22 protein-coding genes are annotated in these 20,976 nt (G+C 60.6%); 12 read left to right on the forward strand and 10 right to left on the reverse strand.

Annotated features, from left to right (window positions below):
• Positions 1–2 precede the first annotated feature (2 nt).
• The 6 genes from AC2CGQ_RS04040 (at position 3) to AC2CGQ_RS04065 (ending at position 6,193) form a co-directional block, all read left to right on the forward strand.
• Entirely contained in the window at positions 3–362 is a 360-nt protein-coding gene (locus AC2CGQ_RS04040; RefSeq protein ID WP_004935280.1) for a hypothetical protein, read from the forward strand.
• A gap of 73 nt (positions 363–435) precedes the next feature.
• A complete protein-coding gene (locus tag AC2CGQ_RS04045; protein WP_075686604.1) occupies positions 436–1,731 on the forward strand; it encodes an HlyD family secretion protein in 1,296 nt (431 codons plus the stop codon).
• Positions 1,718–3,853: a peptidase domain-containing ABC transporter gene (locus AC2CGQ_RS04050; RefSeq protein ID WP_021505808.1), complete on the forward strand. Its 2,136-nt coding sequence runs from the start codon at positions 1,718–1,720 to the stop codon at positions 3,851–3,853. The genes AC2CGQ_RS04045 and AC2CGQ_RS04050 overlap by 14 nt, the downstream gene beginning before the upstream one ends.
• Positions 3,854–3,969: 116 nt before the next feature.
• A complete protein-coding gene (locus AC2CGQ_RS04055) occupies positions 3,970–4,170 on the forward strand; it encodes a hypothetical protein (RefSeq protein ID WP_015378375.1) in 201 nt (66 codons plus the stop codon).
• Positions 4,171–4,246: 76 nt separating this feature from the next.
• Positions 4,247–4,645 carry a type II secretion system pilot lipoprotein GspS gene (gspS, locus tag AC2CGQ_RS04060; protein WP_075685153.1) on the forward strand — a complete coding sequence of 133 codons (399 nt, stop codon included), beginning with the start codon at positions 4,247–4,249 and terminating at the stop codon, positions 4,643–4,645.
• 114 nt (positions 4,646–4,759) lie between these two features.
• Entirely contained in the window at positions 4,760–6,193 is a 1,434-nt protein-coding gene (locus AC2CGQ_RS04065) for an EmmdR/YeeO family multidrug/toxin efflux MATE transporter (RefSeq protein ID WP_021505806.1), read from the forward strand.
• Positions 6,194–6,223: 30 nt separating this feature from the next.
• Here AC2CGQ_RS04065 and AC2CGQ_RS04070 read toward each other — a convergent pair whose 3' ends face one another.
• The 4 genes from AC2CGQ_RS04070 to pqqU all read right to left on the reverse strand — a co-directional run bounded on the left by AC2CGQ_RS04070 (position 6,224) and on the right by pqqU (position 11,469).
• A complete protein-coding gene (locus AC2CGQ_RS04070; RefSeq protein WP_015378373.1) occupies positions 6,224–6,403 on the reverse strand; it encodes a hypothetical protein in 180 nt (59 codons plus the stop codon).
• Entirely contained in the window at positions 6,400–6,585 is a 186-nt protein-coding gene (locus AC2CGQ_RS04075) for a hypothetical protein (protein WP_049240746.1), read from the reverse strand. The genes AC2CGQ_RS04070 and AC2CGQ_RS04075 overlap by 4 nt, the downstream gene beginning before the upstream one ends.
• A 225-nt stretch (positions 6,586–6,810) precedes the next feature.
• A complete protein-coding gene (locus AC2CGQ_RS04080) occupies positions 6,811–9,183 on the reverse strand; it encodes a glucose/quinate/shikimate family membrane-bound PQQ-dependent dehydrogenase (protein ID WP_004935255.1) in 2,373 nt (790 codons plus the stop codon).
• A gap of 147 nt (positions 9,184–9,330) precedes the next feature.
• The gene (pqqU, locus tag AC2CGQ_RS04085; protein WP_484593490.1) at positions 9,331–11,469 is read right to left on the reverse strand and encodes a TonB-dependent receptor PqqU; all 2,139 of its coding nucleotides are present in this window, start codon (positions 11,467–11,469) and stop codon (positions 9,331–9,333) included.
• A gap of 305 nt (positions 11,470–11,774) precedes the next feature.
• Here pqqU and AC2CGQ_RS04090 point away from each other — a divergent pair, with 305 nt between their 5' ends.
• Positions 11,775–12,764: an aldo/keto reductase gene (locus AC2CGQ_RS04090; RefSeq protein WP_015378370.1), complete on the forward strand. Its 990-nt coding sequence runs from the start codon at positions 11,775–11,777 to the stop codon at positions 12,762–12,764.
• Here the strand turns inward: AC2CGQ_RS04090 and AC2CGQ_RS04095 are convergent.
• Positions 12,761–13,654 carry a LysR family transcriptional regulator gene (locus tag AC2CGQ_RS04095; protein WP_048325047.1) on the reverse strand — a complete coding sequence of 298 codons (894 nt, stop codon included), beginning with the start codon at positions 13,652–13,654 and terminating at the stop codon, positions 12,761–12,763. The two genes, AC2CGQ_RS04090 and AC2CGQ_RS04095, sit on opposite strands and share 4 nt — an antisense overlap.
• A gap of 173 nt (positions 13,655–13,827) precedes the next feature.
• On the opposite strand from AC2CGQ_RS04095, the gene AC2CGQ_RS04100 reads away from it, so the two are divergent.
• A complete protein-coding gene (locus AC2CGQ_RS04100; protein WP_015378368.1) occupies positions 13,828–14,223 on the forward strand; it encodes a (R)-mandelonitrile lyase in 396 nt (131 codons plus the stop codon).
• Between the two features lie 6 nt (positions 14,224–14,229).
• On the opposite strand, the gene AC2CGQ_RS04105 is transcribed toward AC2CGQ_RS04100, so the two are convergent.
• The 3 genes from AC2CGQ_RS04105 to gabD all read right to left on the reverse strand — a co-directional run bounded on the left by AC2CGQ_RS04105 (position 14,230) and on the right by gabD (position 16,600).
• Positions 14,230–14,598 (reverse strand): glyoxalase superfamily protein, encoded by a 369-nt coding sequence (locus tag AC2CGQ_RS04105; protein ID WP_180295518.1) that lies wholly within the window; start codon positions 14,596–14,598, stop codon positions 14,230–14,232.
• 22 nt (positions 14,599–14,620) lie between these two features.
• A complete protein-coding gene (locus tag AC2CGQ_RS04110; RefSeq protein WP_021505800.1) occupies positions 14,621–15,034 on the reverse strand; it encodes a GyrI-like domain-containing protein in 414 nt (137 codons plus the stop codon).
• Positions 15,035–15,124: 90 nt separating this feature from the next.
• A complete protein-coding gene (gene gabD, locus AC2CGQ_RS04115; protein WP_015378365.1) occupies positions 15,125–16,600 on the reverse strand; it encodes an NADP-dependent succinate-semialdehyde dehydrogenase in 1,476 nt (491 codons plus the stop codon).
• 211 nt (positions 16,601–16,811) lie between these two features.
• Here gabD and AC2CGQ_RS04120 point away from each other — a divergent pair, with 211 nt between their 5' ends.
• A complete protein-coding gene (locus AC2CGQ_RS04120; RefSeq protein ID WP_004935234.1) occupies positions 16,812–17,027 on the forward strand; it encodes a glycogen synthase in 216 nt (71 codons plus the stop codon).
• A 37-nt stretch (positions 17,028–17,064) separates the two neighbouring features.
• Here the strand turns inward: AC2CGQ_RS04120 and AC2CGQ_RS04125 are convergent, their stop codons facing one another.
• Positions 17,065–17,979 carry a pyridoxamine 5'-phosphate oxidase family protein gene (locus AC2CGQ_RS04125; protein ID WP_015378363.1) on the reverse strand — a complete coding sequence of 305 codons (915 nt, stop codon included), beginning with the start codon at positions 17,977–17,979 and terminating at the stop codon, positions 17,065–17,067.
• A gap of 4 nt (positions 17,980–17,983) precedes the next feature.
• Positions 17,984–18,601, reverse strand: coding sequence for a glutathione S-transferase family protein (locus tag AC2CGQ_RS04130; protein WP_075685143.1), 618 nt, complete (start codon positions 18,599–18,601; stop codon positions 17,984–17,986).
• Positions 18,602–18,699: 98 nt separating this feature from the next.
• On the opposite strand from AC2CGQ_RS04130, the gene AC2CGQ_RS04135 reads away from it, so the two are divergent.
• The 3 genes from AC2CGQ_RS04135 to AC2CGQ_RS04145 all read left to right on the forward strand — a co-directional run bounded on the left by AC2CGQ_RS04135 (position 18,700) and on the right by AC2CGQ_RS04145 (position 20,929).
• A complete protein-coding gene (locus tag AC2CGQ_RS04135; RefSeq protein ID WP_049240732.1) occupies positions 18,700–19,611 on the forward strand; it encodes a LysR family transcriptional regulator in 912 nt (303 codons plus the stop codon).
• Between the two features lie 147 nt (positions 19,612–19,758).
• On the forward strand, positions 19,759–20,556 hold the full coding sequence (locus AC2CGQ_RS04140) for an alpha/beta hydrolase (protein ID WP_088381725.1): 798 nt from the start codon (positions 19,759–19,761) through the stop codon (positions 20,554–20,556).
• Position 20,557: 1 nt separating this feature from the next.
• Complete coding sequence (locus AC2CGQ_RS04145) at positions 20,558–20,929, forward strand: RidA family protein (RefSeq protein ID WP_033639957.1); 372 nt, start codon at positions 20,558–20,560, stop codon at positions 20,927–20,929.
• Positions 20,930–20,976: the final 47 nt, after the last annotated feature.

The following is a 20,976-nucleotide window of genomic DNA, read 5'->3' on the forward strand; positions in this document are numbered from 1 at the left end:
CAATGAAAGAACTGTCTGTTATCGAAATGAATGAAGTGTCAGGCGCTTATTCCTGGGATATGAGCAATGGACTGTCGGGGCTGATTGGCAGCGCCGTTTCCAATGCCGCGGAAGCCGTTTCATCCATCGCTCTGGGCGCCTCCGTGGGCAGCATGGCGGGCGCCGTCATCGGCGGTAAGCACGGCGGCGACGGCGGCGGCCTGCTGGGCGTCGGCTCGATTGGCCAGGGCGTCGGCATGGTCGCCGGCGGCATTCTGGGCGGCGTAGCCAGCGGCGTGGCCGCAGCCGTTATTGGCTGGGACACCACGCTGGAATACTCCAAAAAAGGCCTCGATGGGCTGATTAACGGCACCATCAGCTAAATCCATATGCGGTCCAAAGCCGCAGCGCTCTCGCTGCGGCTGTCTCCCGGTCAGGCAAGCGCAGGTTCTTCCTATGAGTGATAATAAGAGCAGGAATATTTTCCGCCAGGAGGCGGTCAATTATCAACGTCAAAGATGGACCGGCAGAGCGCTGTTAATTTCCGGCGCGTCGAGCCATGTGATTGCCGCCACCTGTTTCACTTTTATTCTGATCCTGGCGGGCGCACTCTATTTTTGCGAGTACACGCGCCGGGTCGATGTTGAAGGCGAGGTGATCAGCATCCCGCATTCCACCAATGTGTTTTCCTCCCAATACGGTTACGTGAGCCAGGCATTCCATAAAGCCGGTGACATCGTGGAAAAGGACGAGCCGCTGTATGTGATTGATGTCTCGAGAAGCACCACGTCCGGCAATGTCAGCCATATCGCGGCCAGCGAAATAAGCAAACAGATTAGCAATCTGGATTCGATAATCAGCAAGCTGAATAAAAATAAAACCGCCATGCTGGATAATTTGCGCAAACAGATCAATAGCTATGAAAACGCCTATAAAGAAACCGAGAAACTGAACCTCAGCGCCAAAGAGGGGATGGATAAAATGCGGGATAGCCTGAAAAATTACGAACACTATTTGACGAAAGGCCTGATCACCAAAGATCAGTTAAATTATCAGCGTTCGCTCTTTCAACAACAGCAAAGCTCGTATCAGGCGCTCTACAGCCAAAAGATCCAGCAAAATATTCAGCTGTCGCAGTTGCGCAGCGATTTGCTGATTCGCGCCGCCGATTACGACAATCAGATATCGCAAAGCGAATCGCAACGCAGTGATTTACAACGCCAGCTGGCGGAGTCCAATGCCGGCGGCCAGGTCATTATCAAAGCGCCGCTCAAGGGGAAAATCGAGTCGCTGAGCGTGACCGCCGGGCAGGTGGTCGAGAGCGGCAGCAGTCTGGCGCAAATCAAGCCGATTGATAACATCAAATATTATCTGGTTTTATGGCTGCCGAATAACAGTTTGCCCTACGTGAAAATCGGCGATGGCATCAACATTCGCTATGAAGCCTTCCCGTCGGATAAATTCGGTCAGTTTCCGGGAAAAATAGAATCCATCTCGTCGGTCCCCGCCTCCCCGCAGGAAATGTCGGAATACAGCAGCGGAAATAAAAGGGAAAGGAACGCCTACTACAAAGTGCTGGCGTCCATCAGCGACACGCAATTCAGCGATAAAGGCAAATATCTCGAAATCAGCAGCGGGCTGCAGGCCAGGGTCATCGTCTTCCTGGATAAGAAACCGCTTTATCAGTGGGCGGTCGCGCCTTTGTATGACATAAAAAACAGCGTTGTGGGGCGAGTCGATGAAGGACAATAATCTCTTTGAACGGATCAACGAGAAGTTAACCTTCTCACTGCGCAAGCGGGTGCCGAGCATCTTGCAGTCGGAATCATCGGAATGCGGCCTGGCGTGCCTCGCCATGATCGCCTCCTATTACGGGTTTAATGTGGATATGCTGAGCCTGCGGCAGCGATTCGGCATTTCCACCCAGGGCGCGACCCTGGGGACGATCTCTCAAATCGCGTCGCAAATCCAGCTGAAGACGCGCGCCTTGTCCTTGGACATCGACGAAATCAATCAGCTGAAAACGCCCTGCATACTGCACTGGAATATGAACCACTTCGTGGTGTTGGTTAAGGTGCAGCGCGCCGGTTTTGTCATTCACGATCCGGCCTTCGGGCGCCGAGTGATCGGGCTGCAGGAGATGTCGAATCATTTTACCGGCATCGCGTTGGAGCTGTGGCCCGACAGGGCATTTCAAAAAGAGACCCTCAAGACCCGTTTGCGCCTGCTGGATTTGATGAAAAACATCGAGGGCCTGCCGGGGACGCTGCTCAAGATCTTTGCGTTATCGATAGTCATCGAATCGGTCAACCTGCTGCTGCCGGTGGGAACGCAACTGGTGACCGACCATGTCATTCAGGCGCATGACTACAGCCTGCTGACGGTCATCTGTTTGGGGCTGATCTTCTTCACCTTGTTCCGCGCGGTGGTCAGCATCGCCAGGGCCTGGATCTCCATCGTGCTCGGGACGCTGACCGATATTCAGTGGAAGACGACGCTGTTTGAACACCTGATGAAGCTGCCGCTGGATTTTTTCGAAAAACGGCACCTGGGGGACATTCAATCGCGCTTTTCCTCGCTGGATGCGATCAGAACCACCTTTACCAATAATATCGTCAGCGGGATCATCGACGGCATCATGACGGTCGGGCTGTTCGCGATGATGATGGTCTACGGCGGCTGGCTGGTCTGGGTCGTGGCGGGCTTCACTCTGATCTACATCCTCATCAGGATGATGACTTACAGAACCTACCGTCAATTCTCGGAGGAGCAGATCGTCAAGGCGGCCAAGGCCAACTCGCATTTCATGGAGACGCTGTACGGCATCTCGACCGTCAAGGCGCTGGGCATCAAGGAAACGCGCTCCAGCTATTGGCTCAATCTGAACGTCGACGCCGCCAATACCAATATCAAAATCACCCGATTCAATATGATGTTCGGCGGGATCAATACCTTTATCACGACGCTCGATCAGGTGGCGATCCTGTGGCTTGGCGCCATGATGGTCATCGACAATTCCATGACGCTCGGCATGTTCATGGCGTTCAATGCCTATCGCGGCCAGTTCTCTCAGCGGGCCTCGAGCCTGATCGACCTGGCGATCGGCTTGCGCATGCTGTCGCTGCACAATGAGAGGATATCCGACATCGTCTTTACCGATGCGGAGACGGAGTCCGCGCCGCGACAGGTTTTCCCCTCGGGCACGGGGATTGCCATTGAGGTAAAAAATCTTACGTATCAATATGACGCGCTGTCGCGGCCGATCTTCAAAGACCTGAACATGCGCATTGCGGCCGGTGAAAGCGTGGCCGTCGTGGGCGCCTCCGGCGCGGGCAAGACCACCTTGCTGAAGGTGATGTGCGGTTTGCTCAGCCCCACTTCCGGCCAGGTTTTGGCCGACGCGATGGATATCCATAAAGTCGGGGTGAATAACTACCGTAACGCGATCGCCTGCGTGCTGCAGGACGACCGGCTGTTCTCCGGGTCCATTGCGGAAAACATCAGCGGGTTTGAGGTCAATGCCAATAAAGAGCTGATCATGGCCTGCGCGATACACAGCAATATCCACGATGAAATCATGCAGATGCCGATGGGCTACGAAACCCTGATCGGCGAGTTGGGCAACGGCATCTCCGGCGGGCAAAAGCAACGTTTGTTTATCGCGCGCGCCCTCTATCGCCGCCCGAGCGTGCTGTTTATGGATGAAGCGACCAGCCATCTGGACGTTGAGAATGAGTCGGCGATCAACCGGGCGATATCTTCGCTGAATATTACGCGCGTGATCGTCGCCCACAGAAAGTCGACCATCGACTCGGCCGACAGGGTGGTGGTGCTGGGGGCCGGGAGCGGCGCGCCGGCAGGCGGCGGTGAATAAAGGGCGCTTGCCGGCGCCGGAGGCGAAGCCGGCAACGCAGGCTGTCCCCGCAGCCCAAATCGCGGTAAAATGCAGCAGTTGACCCTATCGCACTCCATCAGGCCGTCGAACCCGCTATGAAAACGCGCAAACCGCGCCGCCCGCCCGGGCGGTGGATCTATTACATCCTGCATGAAGACATGCTGTGGCCTTGCCCGGTCAAATGGGAGTGGGAGAGCGGCTATAACGCCTGGTTGCCGTTTTACTATTCCCCCACGCTGGAATTCGTCGCCGGCAACCCCGCCCGCGCTACTAAGGTCAGCAGCGGCCGGCGCTAAGCGTGCTGCCCGCCTTGCCGCCCGGCATCCGCTCACCTAAGATCATTGCATCACCCACAGGTTTCTGGGAGCGTCCATGTCTACTCTGTTTCGCGCGTCTCTTTGCGGCGTAGCGGCGTTGTTGCTGCTTGCGGGTTGTCAGCAGACGGCGCATCAACCGCCGCTGCCGCTGCAGGCGCAATTGGATCACATCGCTTTGATGTTGGCCGGTGGGCATTTCCTGCGCGTGGACTGCGGGCGCAGCGAGATACCGGACGACGTGAAGCTGCAACGCACCGCGATGCGTGCAGCGCAGCACCGCGGCTGGGATACGCAGGCGGCAGGGTATCGGCAGTTGCCGGCGCTCACCCAGGCGCGTTACCTGACTCTGCAACAGGACAATCAGCTGCTGACGGACAAATGCGCCACGCTCAGCCGCAGCACCGCGCGCTTTATCGCGGCGGCGCAGGCCGATCAGGAAGACTACATGGAGTAGCGCTACGGTGTGCCTGTCGGGCGCTCGCCACGGGCGCCCAAAAATTCTTTGCAGGATAACGATTTATCGCTCATCATTTGAAATGATGTTTCACTTTTATCCATCGAGCCCACCTTGAACCTGTATGCCGCACTGCGTCAGCGCGTGGAAAATACGCCCTGGTACGCCAAACGGAAAAGCTACCGCGTGCTGTTCTGGCGCGAAATCACGCCGCTGGCGGTGCCGATTTTTCTGGAGAACGCCTGCGTTCTGTTGATGGGGGTGCTGAGCACCTTTCTGGTGAGTTGGCTCGGCAAAGAGGCGATGGCCGGGGTGGGGCTGGCGGACAGCTTCAACATGGTGATCATCGCCTTTTTTGCCGCGGTGGATCTCGGCACCACCGTGGTGGTGGCTTTCAGCCTCGGCAAGCGCGATCGCCGGCGGGCGCGGGCGGCGGCGCGTCAGTCGCTGGTGCTGATGACCGGCGTGGCGCTGCTGTTGGCGGCGGGCATTCACCTGGCGGGCGAACCGATCATTGATGTGATCGCCGGCGCGGCCTCGCCGGAGGTGAAAGCGCTGGCGCTCTCTTACCTGCAAACCACGGTGTGGAGCTACCCGGCGGCGGCGATTGCGCTGATCGGCAGCGGCGCTCTGCGCGGCGCAGGCAACACCAAGATCCCGCTGCTTATCAATGGCGGCATGAATATCCTCAATATCATCATCAGCAGCATCCTGATTTACGGCATGCTGGGCTGGCATGGCCTGGGCTTCGTCGGCGCCGGGCTGGGGCTGACGATTTCCCGCTATATCGGCGCCATCGCCATCCTCTATGTGCTGGCGATCGGTTTTAATCCGGCGCTGCACATCACGCTGAAAAGCTATTTCACGCCGCTGAAGATGAGCATCCTGTGGGAAGTGCTGGGGATCGGCATTCCCGCCAGCGTCGAGTCGGTGCTGTTCAACGGCGGCAAACTGTTGACGCAGATGTTCGTCGCCGGCATGGGCACCAACGTGATCGCCGGTAACTTTATCGCCTTCTCCATCGCTTCGTTGATCAATTTGCCGGGCAACGCGCTGGGCTCGGCTTCGACCATCATCGTCGGCCGGCGGCTCGGCAAAGGCGAGATCGGTCAGGCGGAACGGCAGCTGCGCCATATTTTCTGGCTGTCTACCCTCGGGTTGACCGCTATCGCCTGGGGTACGGCGCCGTTGGCCGGGGTATTCGCCGCGTTTTATACCTCGCAGGATGACGTGAAAACGGTGGTGAAAACCCTGATTTGGCTCAACGCCGCCTTTATGCCGATCTGGGCCGCTTCCTGGGTGTTGCCCGCCGGGCTGAAAGGCGCGCGCGACGCCCGCTTCGCCATGTGGGTGACGATGCTTGGCATGTGGGGCTGCCGCGTGGTGGCGGGCTACGTGCTGGGTATCGAACTGGGCATGGGCGTGGTGGGTGTCTGGTTGGGGATGTTCCTCGATTGGGCGGTGCGCGGCGCCTTGTTCTACTGGCGCATGGTCAGCGGGCGCTGGCTGTGGAAATATCCGCGGGCCAAACGCCGGGAGGCCGGGTAACGTCGGCCGCGGGGCACCGGCGAGATGGCCTCAGTATAAAAGCGTCATCGCGCTGAAGAACAGCAGCGTCAACGCGATGATGATGAGGTTTTGCGTGGCTTTGCGCACCAGCTTGCTGGCGCTCAGGCGGCTGTCGATGACGTAGAGCAGCGGCACCATCAGCAGCACATAGGCGAACATCAACATGGCGGTAAAGGGCTGCAGATTCATTCATGTTCCTCCTGTGCGCTATCATGGCCGACCAGATGCACCAGCACCGCCTTCGGCTGATGCGGCAAACCAATAAAGGGCGGGGTGGCTGGGGAGTCCGCCGTGAACGGCAGACCGGCACGCCGTGTCTTCACCGCCGCTTGCAGGATCTTCTTTCGATGCTTCCGAGTATGGTCGACCATGCGCCTCCGAATAGGGCCGCCCGAAGGCGGCCGATCGTTGTATTGCCCATTAAGCTGGAGAGGATCGCAGCCGCTGCCGGGGCCGCAGAGGTATAATATTGCGAATGATAACCATTATCAATAATGCGAGTGAAAAAATTAAGGGTATTGCGAGGGGACAGCCGGCGGGCGGGAAAAGAAAAAGCACGCCTTGCGGCGTGCTTTGCGGGGTACTAACGGCGGTGGTTACTTCTGATCGGGCAGAGCGTAAGCGACCACGTAGTCGCCCAGCTTGGTGCCGAAGGAACCGTGGCCGCCGGCGTAGATCAGCACGTACTGCTTGCCGTTGACCTCATAGGTCATCGGCGTCGCCTGGCCGCCGGCCGGCAAGCGCGCTTCCCACAGTTTTTCACCGTTGGTCACGCTGAAAGCGCGCAGGTAGTTGTCTGCGGTGGCGCCGATGAAGAACACGTTACCGGCGGTGGTCACCGGGCCGCCCAGCATTGGCATGCCCATTTTGAACGGCAGCGGCAGCGGTGAGCTGTCGCGCACGGTGCCGATGCGTTTTTTCCACACGATGTCGTTGGTTTTCAGATCCACGGCGGAAATGTAACCCCAGGCCGGCTGTTTGCACGGCAGGCCGAACGGCGACAGGAACGGGTTCAGGGTAACGCCGAACGGCACGCCATACTGCGGCTGTACGCCGGACTCGGTGCCGCTGCCGCCTTTGTCGCCTTCCGGCGGCTCAATCGGGTTGCCTGGGCCGCGCGGGATCAGTTTGGAGACGAACGGCAGCGCGATCGGGTTGGCGATGGCGATTTCGCGATCGGTATCGACGGCCAGGCCGCCCCACTCGAACATGCCCAGGTTGCCCGGGAACACCAGCGTGCCCTGCTCGGAAGGCGGAGTGAAGGTGCCTTCATAACGCAGGCTGTGGAACATCACGCGGCAGACCAGCTGATCATAGATGGTCGCGCCCCACATGTCGGCGCCGGTCAGTTTCTTCTCAGGACGGAAGGTCAACTCGGAGAACGGCTGGGTCGGCGACAGGCGATCGCCTTTGGCCGGGCCCTGCGGTACCGGTTTCTCCGGCGCCGGCACTACCAGCTCGCCGTTGGTGCGGTTCAGCACGAAGATGTTGCCGGTTTTGGTCGGCACATAGATGACCGGCACTTTTTTACCGCTCTTGTCGGTAATGTCTGCCAGGGTCGGCTGCGCCGGCACGTCCATATCCCATAGGTCATGGTGGACCGTCTGATAGAACCAGGCCAGTTTGCCGGTGGAGGCGTTCAGCGCCAGCAGGCCGCTGGCGTAGCGTTCCATTTCCGGGGTGCGATCGCCGCCCCAGATGTCCGGAGTGGAAACGCCCATCGGCAGGTAAACGATATCCAGCTTGGCGTCATAGGCGGCAGGCGCCCAGGAGTTCGGCGAGTTCGGCACGAAGTGGTGCTCGTCCGCCGGGATGGCGTTCGGATCCTTCGCGCCCGGATCGAAGGCCCACAGCAGCTTGCCGCTGTTGATGTCGAAGCCGCGGATCACGCCGGAAGGCTCGCGGTTGGAGTAGTTGTCGGTCACGGCGCCGGCGATGACGATCACTTTATCGGTGATCACCGGCGGCGAGGTCGGCTCGTAGTGGCCCGGCGTCGCATACGGCATATTGCTCTGCAGGTTCAGCTCACCGTTGTTGGCGAAGTCCGGGCAGGGTTTGCCGGTTTCGGCGTCCAGTGCGAACAGACGGCCGTCGTTGACCGGCAGAATGATGCGGCGTGCGCACATCGCCGGTGCGGCATCGCCTGTGGCGCCTGCGGCTGCGGCGGTTTCGTGGTAAGACACGCCGCGGCAGGTGATGTGCTGGAAGGTTGGGTTGTACTTCAGCTGCGGATCAAACTTCCATTTTTCTTTACCGGTGGCGGCATCCAGCGCAAACAGCTTCTGGTGCGGCGTACACATGTAAAGGGTATCGCGGATTTTGATCGGCGTGACTTCGTTGGTGATCTCACCCGGATCGTTGGCGGTCTTCAGATCGCCGGTCTGGAAACGCCAGGCTTCTTGCAGCTGGCCAACGTTTTTGTCGTTGATCTGGCTCAGCGGCGAGTAACGGGTGCCTTCCTGGGTGCGGCCATAGGCCGGCCAGTCGGCGCCGGTGGCGTCTTTCGGCTGTACCTGCGCGGCGTCGAGCGTGCCGTTGATCTCTTGCGGATCGTTGAACACGGCATAGGCCAACGCGATGACGGTGATCGCCAGCGCCGCGCTCAGCGCGCCGTAGGCGAATTTGCCGTTGGCCACCAGCTTGCGGTAGATAAACGGCAGCACCAGCCACAGGCCGAAGAAGAAGGTGACGTCCAGGCGCGGTGTCAGCGCCCAGAAGTCCGGGCCCACTTCCCACAGGGCCCAAATAGTGGTGCCCAACAGAAATACCGCGTACAGCAGCAGCGCGGTGGCGCGGCGGCGGAACAGCAGCCAGGAGGTCGCCAGCAGCACCAGCCCGGCGATGATGTAATACAGCGAACCGCCCAACTTGGCCAGCCAGATGCCGCCGCCGAGCAGATAAAGCCCGCTCAGCGCGGCAAACAGCGCCGTTATGACGATAAGCGGCGATAGTGACGCTTTATTTTGCATAGCAATACCCTTACCAAAAATGAAAGTCCCCGATTTAGAGATTAAGCCAAATCGGAAAAAACACGCGGTTTCTCCCTATTATTTCAGCGAGAAGCCGCTAGGGTGACGTAAAACCCATCCCGTTTTTTAACCTTAAGGTGCTTTGCCTTATTCAAAGCGATAAGACAAGGTGGCGCCGCCACCCCAGTTGCGCCCCGGCGCCGGCTCGAAGTAGCGGCCGTTGCCTTCGTTGACGATCACCGAACCGACGTATCGGCGATCGAAAACATTGTCCACCCGGCTGAACACGTCCAGCGCCCAGCGGTTCCAGGTAAAGCGATAACCGGCGTTTACGCCGGCCACGGTGTAAGAGGGAGCCTGCGCGCTGTTGGCGTCATTGGCCTGAATGTCGCTCATGTAGCGTAGCTCCGCGCCGGCGTGCCAGCCTTCCGGCGGGGCATAGGCCAGCGAGGCGTAGCCCATGTTGCGGGCGATGCCCGGCAGGCGATTGCCGGCGGAGGTACAGCCGGATTTACCGCACATTTCGCTGCGGTAGGTGGCGTCCAGCAGCGTCCAGGCCATATGCAGGCGCCAGTCCAGCGCGAACTCTTGATCCAGCGCCAGTTCCAGGCCGCGCCGCCGGGTTTTACCGGCGTTGGCGTAGCTGGTGCGCCCACCGCTGCTTTCCGCCACCACCAGCTCGTTGTCGGTATCGGTCTGGAACAGGGCGGCGCTTACCAGGCCGTTGCCGAGGCGCAGTTTGCTGCCCAGTTCGACGGTGTCGCTGGTGGACGGCTGCAGACCGATGTTCAGGCCGGCCTGGCCGTCGGGGCGGTAGGAGAGTTCGTTGATGGTCGGGGTTTCAAAGCCGCGGCCGGCGGAGAGATAAACGTTCCACGCCGGATTGATTTTATAGTTGAGCGAACCCATCGGCAGCCACTGGTGGTAGCGTTTGCTGCCGCTGTCGTCGCCGTTGCGCGGCGTGATGTAGTAGTCGGTCGAGTCGAAGCTGACCGTGCTGTAGCGCAGGCCGGCGTCCAGCGTCCAGTGCGGCGTCAGTTGCCAGGAGGTTTGCAGGTAAGGATCCAGGTTCCAGATGCGGTTTTTCTCGTTGCGCCGCTGGTCGCCTTTCTCGCCGTAGTCCACTGTGCCGTCTCGCAGAATAAAGTTTTCAAACCCCTGCCGGCGTTCGGTCATGGTTTCATAATCCAGACCGCCGATCAGTGTTACCGGTAACGAGGCGAGAGTATCCTCATGCTTCCAGCGAGTGTCAATGCCCTGATATTTTCTTTCCAGCACGATCACCCCGCCGGCGTGGGTAGGGTTGAGCTGCGGCCCGCGTGGAATGGATTGGTACTGCGTGGTGTGGCGCTCGCCGTGGTAGGCGGTCAGCGTCAGTTCGTCGCGCTCGCTGATCTGGCGCTGATAGCGCAGGCCGGCCTGGGTCTGATCGAGCGATTTGCGGGTGTTGAATTGATCCGCGCGCGGCGCCTGGCGCGGGTTTTCCTTCCATTCCGCTTCGGTCAGGCCGCCCGGATCGCCGGCGTCAATGGAGACGCTGTTGAACATCAGCGTCAGGGTGCTGACGTCGTCCAGCCGCACGCCGAGCTTGCCGTTGCCGAGGTTTTTCCGCGCGGCGCTGTGATCGCGATAGCCCTGAGTGGTGAAGCGGGTGCCCGAGATGGCGTAGTTGACGTCGCCGGCCTGGGTGCCGTCGCCGGTGGCGCCGGTCGCTTTCACCCCGTAGCGCCAGGTGTTGTCGCTGCCGAAATAGCTGCCGGCCTCCAGCGTTGGCGGCTGGGCGCCGGTCTGGGTGTCAACGTTGATCACCCCGCCCGAAGCGTTGCCGTACAGCGCGGAATAGGGGCCGCGCAGCACCTCGATGCGCTCGACGGAGTTGATGTCGATGTTGGAGGTTTGCCCCTGGCCGTCGGGCATGGTGGCGGGAATGCCGTCGACGTACATGCGCACCCCGCGCACGCCGAACATCGAGCGGCTGCCGAACCCGCGTATCGACAACTGCAGATCCTGCGCATAGTTTTGCCGGTTTTGAAGCTGCAGGCCCGGCACGCTGCCGAGGTTTTCCGACAGGTTAATCTGCGGGGCGGCGTTGCGCAGGTCTTGCCCGTCGATCACGCTGACGGACACCGGCGATCCCAGCTCGGTCAATCCGATGGGTTGCGCCATCACCACCAGGGTGTCGCTTTTCTCTTCATTATTTTCTGCCGCCAGTGCCTGGCTGGCAAACATGGGTTGTAGCAATAGCATTGCAGCCGGGGTAAGCACGGCGCTTTTCTTATTGGTCATGGAATAAATCTGCCACTGGTATTGAAAGGGAATCGCAGGTCGATTCAGAGTTAGCCATCTGTCGCTCCATCTACATGACGCTAAACGAAAAGGGTAAGGCATCCTGACATCAGTATAGAGTATCTCGGGCAGGAACGTTCCCGCAAAAACGCTGGTCCCAGCAACGGTTAACGGATTCATGAGCCTGGTTCATAAGCTCAAGCGTATTTTGCCCCATAGTCATGGCGGCAGCCGCCTTTTACAGTCACCACACCGGAGCGGCGTCGCGTCAGGCGGAGCCGGTATCATTCAGTGGGAGAGTGAAGATGCAAACACGCAAGTTAGGGCGAGAAGGGCTGGAAGTATCGGCGTTGGGTCTGGGCTGTATGGGGCTGAGTTTTGGCTACGGCCCGGCCACCGACAAACGGCAGGCGATCGATCTGATCCGCGCCGCGGTTGACGAGGGCGTGACGTTCTTCGATACCGCCGAGATTTATGGTCCGTTCACCAACGAGGAATTGTTGGGCGAAGCGCTGGCGCCGGTGCGCGATCGGGTCGTCATCGCCACCAAGTTCGGTTTCGATCTGCCGCAGCCGGCGGGGCAACAGGTGTTGAACAGCCGTCCGGAGCATATTCGCCGGGCGGTGGAAGGTTCGTTGAAGCGCCTGCGGGTAGAGACGATCGATTTGCTGTATCAACATCGCGTCGATCCCGAAGTGCCTATCGAGGAGGTGGCCGGTACGGTGCAGCAACTGATTCGCGAAGGGAAAGTGAAGTACTTCGGCTTGTCGGAAGCCGGAGCGCAAACCATCCGGCGAGCCCATGCGGTGCAGCCGATTACGGCGCTGCAAAGCGAATATTCGCTATGGTGGCGCGAGCCGGAGCGTGAAATCTTGCCGACGCTGGCGGAATTGGGCATCGGTCTGGTGCCGTTCAGCCCGCTCGGCAAGGGCTTTCTCACCGGCGCCATCACCGAAGACACCGCCTTTGACAGCGGCGATTTTCGCAACCTGGTGCCGCGCTTCAGCGCCGAAGCACGCCGGGCCAATCAGGCGCTGGTGAGCGTGCTGGGGCAGATAGCGCAGCGCAAGGGCGTGACGTCGGCGCAGATCGCCTTGGCCTGGCTGTTGGCGCAACAGCCGTGGATCGTGCCAATTCCGGGAACCACCAAGCGTCATCGGCTGCAAGAGAACCTCGCGGCGGCGTCGGTGGTGTTGGCGGCGGACGAACTGGGCGAGATTGAGCGCGCGCTCTCCGCTATCGACGTGATCGGCGATCGTTACCCGGCGCATCTGCAGAAAAACGTCGGGCGTTAAGCCCCGCGCCGCAACGCCTCAATCAGCAGCGCAAAGGCGGTGGTGTGTTGCCTGCGGCTTGGATAATAGAGGTAATAACCGGGAAACGGCGGGCACCAGTCGTCCAGCGCCATCTGCAACCGCCCGTCGGCCAACGGCTCGGCGACGCTGTCTTCCGGCACAAAGGCGATACCGAGGCCGAGCTGCGCAGCGTCGATCCGCTGGCGCAGGCTGTTGAAGGTCAGTTGCCCCTCCACACGTACTTTGATCTCCCGGCCATCGCGGGCAAATTCCCAGGCGTACAGCCCGCCGAGGGTGGGCAAACGCATGTTGATGCAACGGTGGTTTTGCAATGCCTGCGGCGTGGCGGGGAGGCCGTGACGGGCGAAATAGGCGGGTGAGGCGACGGCCACCATGCGCATGTCCGGCCCGATGCGCACCGCGATCATGTCCTTCGCCACCTGTTCCCCCAGCCGGATGCCGGCGTCGAAACGCCCGGCGACGATGTCGGCCAGACTATTGTCGACGGTGATTTCCACGTTGATGTCCGGGTAATCGATGAGGAAAGTGCGCAGCACCGGCCACAGCACCGCATCCACTGCATGTTCGCCGGCGGTAATGCGGATGTTGCCGGCCGGGCGATCGCGCATTTCACCCAGCGCGTTCAGCGCGTTTTCTATCTCCGCAAAGCGCGGACCGATACTGTTGAGCAGCCGCTCACCGGCCTCTGTAGGGGCGACACTGCGGGTGGTGCGCGTGAGCAAGCGCAGCGCCAGGCGCTCTTCCAGCCCGCGTATAGCGTGGCTGAGCGCCGATTGGGAAACGCCAAGCTGCGCCGCCGCTTTGGTGAAGCTGCGTTCTCTGGCCACCATCAGGAAAGCGATCAGGTCGTTAACGTTTTCTTTCAACATATCGGCACCGAAGAGCAAGGTTAGGGCGCGGCTGCGCGTAGATTTATGAATTTAGCTCATAGCTCCTTGCGCATTTTACCCGCTAGTCGGCGGAAAAGCATGGCGCTATCTTGGCATCACTCACTTATGACTATCAGCGCCGGTTGTGAGAGCCGGCGCGGAGGATAAAACAGATGAAAATACAACGCAGCGGTTCGATCCCATCACAGCGCGGTTCGGCGGATTATTTTACCGGGCAGGTGCGCATCGACGCGCCGTTCGCCGGCGAAGCGCCGGCCAGAGTGGGCGGCGCAACCGTCACCTTTGAGCCCGGCGCCCGCACGGCCTGGCATACGCATCCGCTCGGCCAGACGCTGATCGTCACTCAGGGGCGCGGTTGGATCCAGATGTGGGGCGAGGCCACGCAGGAAATGCACCCCGGCGATATCGTCTGGATCCCGGCTGGCGTCAAACACTGGCACGGTGCGACGCCGGACTCCGCCATGACTCATATCGCCATCGCCGAAGCGCTGGACGGCACTCCGGTGACCTGGCTGGAGCCGGTCAGCGAGGCGGAGTACCGGCAATAACGGCGCTCAGGATCTGCGGTTCTGTTCGCAGAACCGCAGGCGGTTGCCGAACGGATCGGTGAGGTTCAGTTCCTTGCCCCAATCGACAATCTCCAGGCCCGGCCGTGCATAGCGGTAGTTTTTGGCCGTGAGCTCCCGGTGCAGCGCATCGATGTCCTGCATCGGAATGAAAATGGCGGCGCCGGGCGTGCTGTCGCCGTAGTGTTCGCTCAGGTGCAGCGTCAGCCCGGCGCGGGCAATCTGCATGTACAGCGGCAGGTCTTCGCTGAAACGGTGCTCCCATTCCAGCGTGAAACCGAGAAAATCCAGGTAAAACTCTTTGGCCTTGTCGACCGAAAAGATACGCAGGATCGGAATGGCGGGCGAGAAGGTGATCATCGTTGACCTCATTGTCGCGTTAGCGGCAGCCGATGTGGATATCGACCGCGTCGGGGCCGGTATAGGCTTCGAAGTCGGTCAGGAAGCGGCGTTCGATCTCAGGGTGTTGTTCGAAGTAGGCCCAGATGCGCTGCCAGCTTGCGATGACCGCCGCCGGCATCGCGCCACGGGCGGAGAAGACCAGATAGCGGCCGGGTTGGATGTGTAAACCGCTCTGTGCCTCACTGCCGGCGGTGACGTCAAACGGCCCGCTGGCGTCGGAAGCGTAATTGGAATAGACCCCGTATACCGGCAGGGCGGGTGAGGTAGCGAAAAAATCTGACCACAGCGCGGGAATCTTTGCCGTTTCGGCTTGGGTTTCGTTCTGGTTGGTGGTTCTGACTGTTTGGCCGGCGACGTAAAAGCCGGGCAGATGTACCGAGATGGGCCGCATAGAGACAATCCCTTTTAACCGCACAAAGATGCCTAACCTAAAGATAGCAAACGCCAGACAGAACCCCCGCAGGTGCGGGGGCCGAACGCATCAGGCATCCACGCCGCCAAGGCATAGGTATTTGATTTCGAGATAGTCCTCGATGCCGTACTTCGATCCTTCGCGGCCCAAACCGGAGTGTTTCATGCCGCCGAACGGCGCCACCTCGGTGGAAATCAACCCTTCGTTGATGCCGACAATGCCGTACTCCAGCGCTTCGGCCACGCGCATCACTCGGCCGATATCGCGGCTGTAGAAGTAAGCGGCCAGGCCGAACGGCGTGTCGTTAGCCAGTTCGACTGCGTCGGCCTCCTGGCTGAAGCGGATCAGGGGCGCCACCGGGCCGAACGTCTCCTCGCGGAAGATTTTCGCCGTGCGCGGCACATCGGTCAGGATAGTCGGGGTGAAGAAATTGCCGCCCAGCGCGTCAGGCTTGCCGCCCAGCAGCACCGAGGCGCCGTGCTCGACGGCGTCGGCGATATGCTCGCGCACTTTTTCCACCGCGTCCGGGTTAATCAACGGGCCGATGGTGACGCCGTCATCCAGGCCGTTGCCGACTTTCAGCTTGGCGACGGCGGCTTTCAGTTTGGCGGCGAAAGCATCGTATACGCCGTCCTGCACCAGAAAACGGTTGGTGCAGACGCAGGTCTGGCCGGCGTTGCGGTATTTCGAGGCGACCGCGCCGGCCACGGCGGCGTCCAGATCGGCGTCGTCAAACACGATAAACGGCGCGTTGCCGCCCAGCTCCATGCTGGTTTTCTTGATGGTGGGCGCACACTGGGCCAGCAGCTGCGCACCGACTTCGGTGCTGCCGGTGAAGGAGAGTTTGCGCACGTCCGGGTTGGCGGTGAGTTCGCCGCCGATGCCTTTGCTGGGGCCTGTTATCACGTTGCATACCCCGGCGGGCAGCCCGGCGCGCTCCGCCAGCACGGCGATCGCCAGCGCCGAGAACGGGGTCTGGCTGGCGGGGCGGATCACCCCGGTGCAGCCTGCGGCCCAGCCGGGGCCGGCTTTGCGGGTGATCATCGCCGCCGGGAAGTTCCACGGGGTGATGGCGGCGAACACGCCGATCGGCTCTTTTTGCACGATGATGCGGCGACCGGCCTGGGGCTGTGGAATGGTGTCGCCATACACCCGCTTGCCTTCCTCGGCGAACCATTCGATAAAGGAGGCGGCATAGGCGATTTCACCGCGGCTTTCGGCCAGCGGTTTGCCCTGTTCCGCCGTCATGATGCGCGCCAGATCTTCCTGATTTTCCATCATCAATTCAAACAGCCGGCGCAGCTTGCCGGCGCGCTCTTTGGCGGTTAACGCGCGCCAGGCGGGCAGCGCTTTTTTGGCGGCGGCGATGGCGCGTGCGGTTTCTTCGGCGCCGAAGGCCGGGACGTGGCCGATCCGTTCGCCGTTGGCGGGATTATGAATGGCGATCGAACGGCCTTCCTGGGCCGGCAACCATTGCCCGTCGATGTAGTTGGCCTCGCGGAACAGCGTGGGATCCTTGAGGGTAGCGCAGATACTGGTGCTCATGAGTCTCTTCCTTTGCTGAGTTCAACAGAGTGGTCTATCCCATACGGCTACCCTTTACCCTAGCAAATTTTGCCGCCGCCGTTTGCCCACGCGGCAACAAGATGGTGGTTTTCTTTATGCGCACCTTCTGTACAAAAAATATCCTTCGCCGGGCCGATACTGAAAGAGCAGGCATATGACCCTTTTCGATGTAATTAAAAGGAGTGTGCGAATGATGAAATCAGTGGACAGACATCTCGCGGCCTACGGCAGCGAAATGGATTTTTTGGCGTCGAGCATCGCCCTGATGGAATGGCAAGGGCGGCAGATTGACGCCGGGCAGGTGGCCGGCAATATGTCGGAGCAGCAAAGCCGCCTGTTCTTTGCGCGGTTGAATTATTTTCGTCAGCTTTATCAGGCCGCATCGGCGGCCGAACACAGCCTGTAATTTCCGAACCAGCCCCGCCGCAGCGGGGCTTTTCATTTCAGCGCTGCCACACCCCGGTCGCCAGCGTCGCCGGCGAATACTCCAGATTACGCCCCCGCCACGGCAACGCCGCCGTAAAACGCCAGGCGCGGCGAACGTCAAACCGCCAATAGCGTTCTGCGCCTTCAACGCCGGGATGCCCCTCTGCTTGCCAGAGGATCTGCGTCTCCCCCTGCAGATGCAGCACGTCACCGCGTTCAAAATCGATGAACAGCAGCGCCGCCCGCGGTTCGGCCAGCAGATTGCCCAGCGTGTTCATATAGCGGTTACCGCGAAAGTCCGGCATCCACAGCGTGTCACCTTCCAGGTGGATAAAGCCGGGGCGGCCGCCGCGATGGGAAATATCGACGCCGCCCTGCGCCAGTGCCAGGTGCGCGCAGCTGGCAACGAAGCTGGTATCCGCGGTGCGGATCAGCGCCTGCGCCGCCGCATCCAGCGAGGCTAAATGCTCAACCGGCTGTGGCCGGCTGTCCACCGGGTAGAGTTCGCGGCGCTGAATGTACTGCGGGCAGTTACCGAAGCTTTGCTGAACGACGATCTCCACCCGGTTTTTGTCGGTGCGGCCGACGGTGCCGTTGGCGCGGTTGCGCCGCCGGTTGCTGAAATCCAGCCCGAGCGCGCCGACCGGTTTGCCGGGCAGCAACAGCGCCTGGGCGGGATCGTCGCTGCGACGCGGTGCGCTGATACGCAGGTGCGTGTCGTCCGGCGTGCGTAAAAATCCGGGCGGGCCGGTGAACAGGGTGGCGATGGGCCAGCCTTGTTCATCCAGCGTGGCGACGAACAGGTAGGGCAGCGCGGCGAAAAACGCGCGGTGCTGATCCGGCATCGCAGGGTAGATGCCACCGCCTACGCCGCCAAACCCGGCCAGCGTCTGCGCGCGCAGCTCATCGGGATGGAACAGTTGCGGGATCATGGCGTCAGCTCCCCGCCGGTTCCGGCAGGGCCGGCATGGCAAAGAAGCCGGGCAGTGCAGCGATGCGCGCCGCCCAGCGACGTATCGCAGGGTAAGGCGACAGCGAAATGCCGCCTTCGGCCGCGACCGCCACGTAGCTGTGGCAGGCCAGATCGGCGATGGTCGGGTGTTCGCTGGCCAGGTAGTCGCGCTCGCTCAGGTGCTGTTCCATCTGCGGCAGAAAACGATCGCTGATTGCTCGCGCCGCCTGATAGTCCTCCGGCACGGCGAATTGGGCGATCAGTCGGCAAGAGGCCGGGCCGTAGCGGACTTCACCGGCGGCTTTGGAAAGCCAGGCCTGCACTCGCGCCGCCGCCGCCGGCTGTTCCGGCAGCCAGTGGCTGTCCGGCGCATAGCGCTTCACCAGATAGACCAGAATGGCGTTGCTGTCGGCCAGCGTCAGATCGCCATCCTGCAAGACCGGGATCTGGCCGAACGGGTTGAGCCGGCGGAAGGCTGCGCTCTGCCGCACCTCCGCCGAGGCTTCGACCCATGCATAGGGCAGCGCCAGCATGCGCAGCAGCAACGCCACGCGATGAACGTGGCCGGAAAGCGGGGTGCCGTAGAGTGTGATGGTGGACATGGCGTTTCTCCTCAGTGCTTTTTGTCAGCATACTCTTGCGTTGAACGAGCGAAATCCGGCAATGTGGAAATTGATAATTTCACTTTTCGGAAGAATCTATGGATCGGCTAGACGAGTTGGCCATCTTCGTGGCGGTGGTGCAGCAGGGCAGCCTGGCGGCGGCCGGGCGCAAACTGCGGCGTTCGGCGCCGGCGGTCACCCGGGCGATCGCCGCATTGGAACAGCGTTTCGGCACCCGATTGGTGGAGCGCACGACCCGGCGGCTGGCGCCTACCGAAGCGGGCGCGCGGCTGTTGGAGCGCGCGCAACAGCTGCTGCAGGATTATCAGGCGGTGGTGCAGGATACCGCAGAAGCGCAGCTGAGCGGCTTGCTGCGCGTTACTTCGCCGGTGCAGTTCGGCCGCCGCTACGTGGCGCCGGTGGTGATGGCGTTTCTCGATGACTACCCGCAGATGCAGATCGAAATGGTATTGAACGATCGCAATCTCGATCTGATTGACGAAGGGTTGGATATCGCGGTGCGCATCGGTCATCTGCAGGACTCTTCCCGCGTGGCGCGGCGGCTGGGGCAGGTCAGCCGGGTGACGGTCGCCAGCCCGGATTACCTGGCGCGCTGCGGTGAACCGCGATCGCCGGCGCAGCTGGCGGAGCACGCCACCATCGTCGGCACCCAGCGGCCGTCGCTGCGCGAATGGCGCTTCGGCCCGCAGGAAAACGGCGAGCGCGTGCGATTGACTCCCCGGCTGTTGCTCAACGACGTGGAAGCGCAACTGCTGGCGGTGCGCGCCGGCAAGGGCGTCGCCCGGTTGCTCTCGTATCAGGTGGCGGACGATTTGGCCGCCGGTACGCTGGTGCGGCTGTTGACGGATCATGAGCCGTTGCCGATGCCGGTACAGCTGGTGGCGCAGCAGGCGCAGCACATGCCGCTGAAGGTGCGCGCCTTTTGGGATTATGCATTTGAACGGCTCAGCGCCTTGCCGCAAATTCAGCCGGACGGGCGGGGGAAATAAGCGCAAAAAGTTTCATGGGTTAAACTTTTTCATTATTCATCAGGTTTTATTTTACCGGGCGCGCATTGCTGATGCGCCCGTCTTGACAATAATGTTGCCGGTGCTAATAGTTAATTTACATTTTAAATAATAAACGAAGTTTAATATATGAAACCACTTGCGGGGAGTTATGATAACGGCGCCACGGTGGACAATGAAGCGGCTATTTTGACTTCATTTCAAACTCGCAGCGCGGCTATTTATAAACAGACGCGCCATGAAAATAATATTGCTTATGGCAACGGCGAACGAGAAACATTTGATTGGCTCTATTCTGCAAAGCGGCATCAGGGGACGTTAATTTTTATTCACGGCGGCTATTGGCAATTCTGCGATAAGGCGGATTTCGCCTTTATCGCCGCCGGGCCGCTGGCGTTGGGTTTTGACGTGGTGTTGGTGGAATATGCGCTGGCGCCGGCGGTGGATCTCGACGAAATATGCCGACAGATCGGGGTGGCGCTGGATGCCATTCAGCGCCGCCTGCCGCCGCACTATGCCCATCCGGTTTATCTGTGCGGCCATTCCGCCGGCGGGCAGTTGGCGGCGCTCTGGCAGCAGCATGCGTTGGTGGATGCCGTCTTTCCCATCAGCGGCCTGTTCGAGCTGGCGCCGTTGCAACAAAGCTATGTTAATCGGGCGCTGCAACTGAGCGCGCGGCAGATTGAAACGCTCAGCCCGGCACGCCGCCTGCCGACGCGCGGCAAACCGCTTACGCTGTATTACGGCGCATTGGAGCTGCCGGAACTGAGAGGTCAGTCGCAACACTATCATGCGGCGCTGCGCCAACGCGGGCTGCCGGCCGATCTGGTCGCGGTGCCCGGCGCCAATCATTTTACCATTCTGGATGCGTTGTTCGCCGCCGACGGCGTGTTGCTTCACCAACTTAACCACCACGGGAACCACTGACATGCGCGAGATCGTAGAGACCGGGCTGCCGGAGATCGGCCAGCCTTTTTCCTGGGCCACCCGGGGCGGCGGCATGCTGTTTACCGCTCACGGCCCGGTGCGGGCGGACGGCAGCATCGACACCGGCGCGCCGGAGCGACAGATTACGCTGACCTTCGATAATCTGGCGCAGACGCTGAAGGCGGCGGGCAGCCACAGCGATAAGGTGCTGCAGGTGATCGTGTATCTCACCGACGTCAACGACGTTAAATTACTCGATGATATTTACCGGAAATACTTTAATTATCCTTATCCCAATCGCTCCACGGTCATTGTCGAAAAATTGGTGGTGCCGGGAATGAAAATAGAAATTACCGTCAGCGCCATCGCCTGATTTAATTTCTTCTTAAGTCAGTCTTCATATTAATTCAATAACGAGTT

Source organism: Serratia sp. DFXYC6, assembly GCF_057196085.1.

Excerpts from the sequence above, each read along its gene's own strand:
- AC2CGQ_RS04040 (WP_004935280.1), top strand. The coding sequence starts at position 3 with ATGAAAGAACTGTCTGTTATCGAAATGAATGAAGTGTCAGGCGCTTAT.
- AC2CGQ_RS04045 (WP_075686604.1), top strand. The coding sequence starts at position 436 with ATGAGTGATAATAAGAGCAGGAATATTTTCCGCCAGGAGGCGGTCAAT.
- AC2CGQ_RS04050 (WP_021505808.1), top strand. The coding sequence starts at position 1,718 with ATGAAGGACAATAATCTCTTTGAACGGATCAACGAGAAGTTAACCTTC.
- AC2CGQ_RS04055 (WP_015378375.1), top strand. The coding sequence starts at position 3,970 with ATGAAAACGCGCAAACCGCGCCGCCCGCCCGGGCGGTGGATCTATTAC.
- gspS (WP_075685153.1), top strand. The coding sequence starts at position 4,247 with ATGTCTACTCTGTTTCGCGCGTCTCTTTGCGGCGTAGCGGCGTTGTTG.
- AC2CGQ_RS04070 (WP_015378373.1), bottom strand. The coding sequence starts at position 6,403 with ATGAATCTGCAGCCCTTTACCGCCATGTTGATGTTCGCCTATGTGCTG.
- AC2CGQ_RS04075 (WP_049240746.1), bottom strand. The coding sequence starts at position 6,585 with ATGGTCGACCATACTCGGAAGCATCGAAAGAAGATCCTGCAAGCGGCG.
- AC2CGQ_RS04080 (WP_004935255.1), bottom strand. The coding sequence starts at position 9,183 with ATGCAAAATAAAGCGTCACTATCGCCGCTTATCGTCATAACGGCGCTG.
- pqqU (WP_484593490.1), bottom strand. The coding sequence starts at position 11,469 with ATGACCAATAAGAAAAGCGCCGTGCTTACCCCGGCTGCAATGCTATTG.
- AC2CGQ_RS04090 (WP_015378370.1), top strand. The coding sequence starts at position 11,775 with ATGCAAACACGCAAGTTAGGGCGAGAAGGGCTGGAAGTATCGGCGTTG.
- AC2CGQ_RS04095 (WP_048325047.1), bottom strand. The coding sequence starts at position 13,654 with ATGTTGAAAGAAAACGTTAACGACCTGATCGCTTTCCTGATGGTGGCC.
- AC2CGQ_RS04100 (WP_015378368.1), top strand. The coding sequence starts at position 13,828 with ATGAAAATACAACGCAGCGGTTCGATCCCATCACAGCGCGGTTCGGCG.
- AC2CGQ_RS04110 (WP_021505800.1), bottom strand. The coding sequence starts at position 15,034 with ATGCGGCCCATCTCGGTACATCTGCCCGGCTTTTACGTCGCCGGCCAA.
- gabD (WP_015378365.1), bottom strand. The coding sequence starts at position 16,600 with ATGAGCACCAGTATCTGCGCTACCCTCAAGGATCCCACGCTGTTCCGC.
- AC2CGQ_RS04120 (WP_004935234.1), top strand. The coding sequence starts at position 16,812 with ATGATGAAATCAGTGGACAGACATCTCGCGGCCTACGGCAGCGAAATG.
- AC2CGQ_RS04125 (WP_015378363.1), bottom strand. The coding sequence starts at position 17,979 with ATGATCCCGCAACTGTTCCATCCCGATGAGCTGCGCGCGCAGACGCTG.
- AC2CGQ_RS04130 (WP_075685143.1), bottom strand. The coding sequence starts at position 18,601 with ATGTCCACCATCACACTCTACGGCACCCCGCTTTCCGGCCACGTTCAT.
- AC2CGQ_RS04135 (WP_049240732.1), top strand. The coding sequence starts at position 18,700 with ATGGATCGGCTAGACGAGTTGGCCATCTTCGTGGCGGTGGTGCAGCAG.
- AC2CGQ_RS04140 (WP_088381725.1), top strand. The coding sequence starts at position 19,759 with ATGAAACCACTTGCGGGGAGTTATGATAACGGCGCCACGGTGGACAAT.
- AC2CGQ_RS04145 (WP_033639957.1), top strand. The coding sequence starts at position 20,558 with ATGCGCGAGATCGTAGAGACCGGGCTGCCGGAGATCGGCCAGCCTTTT.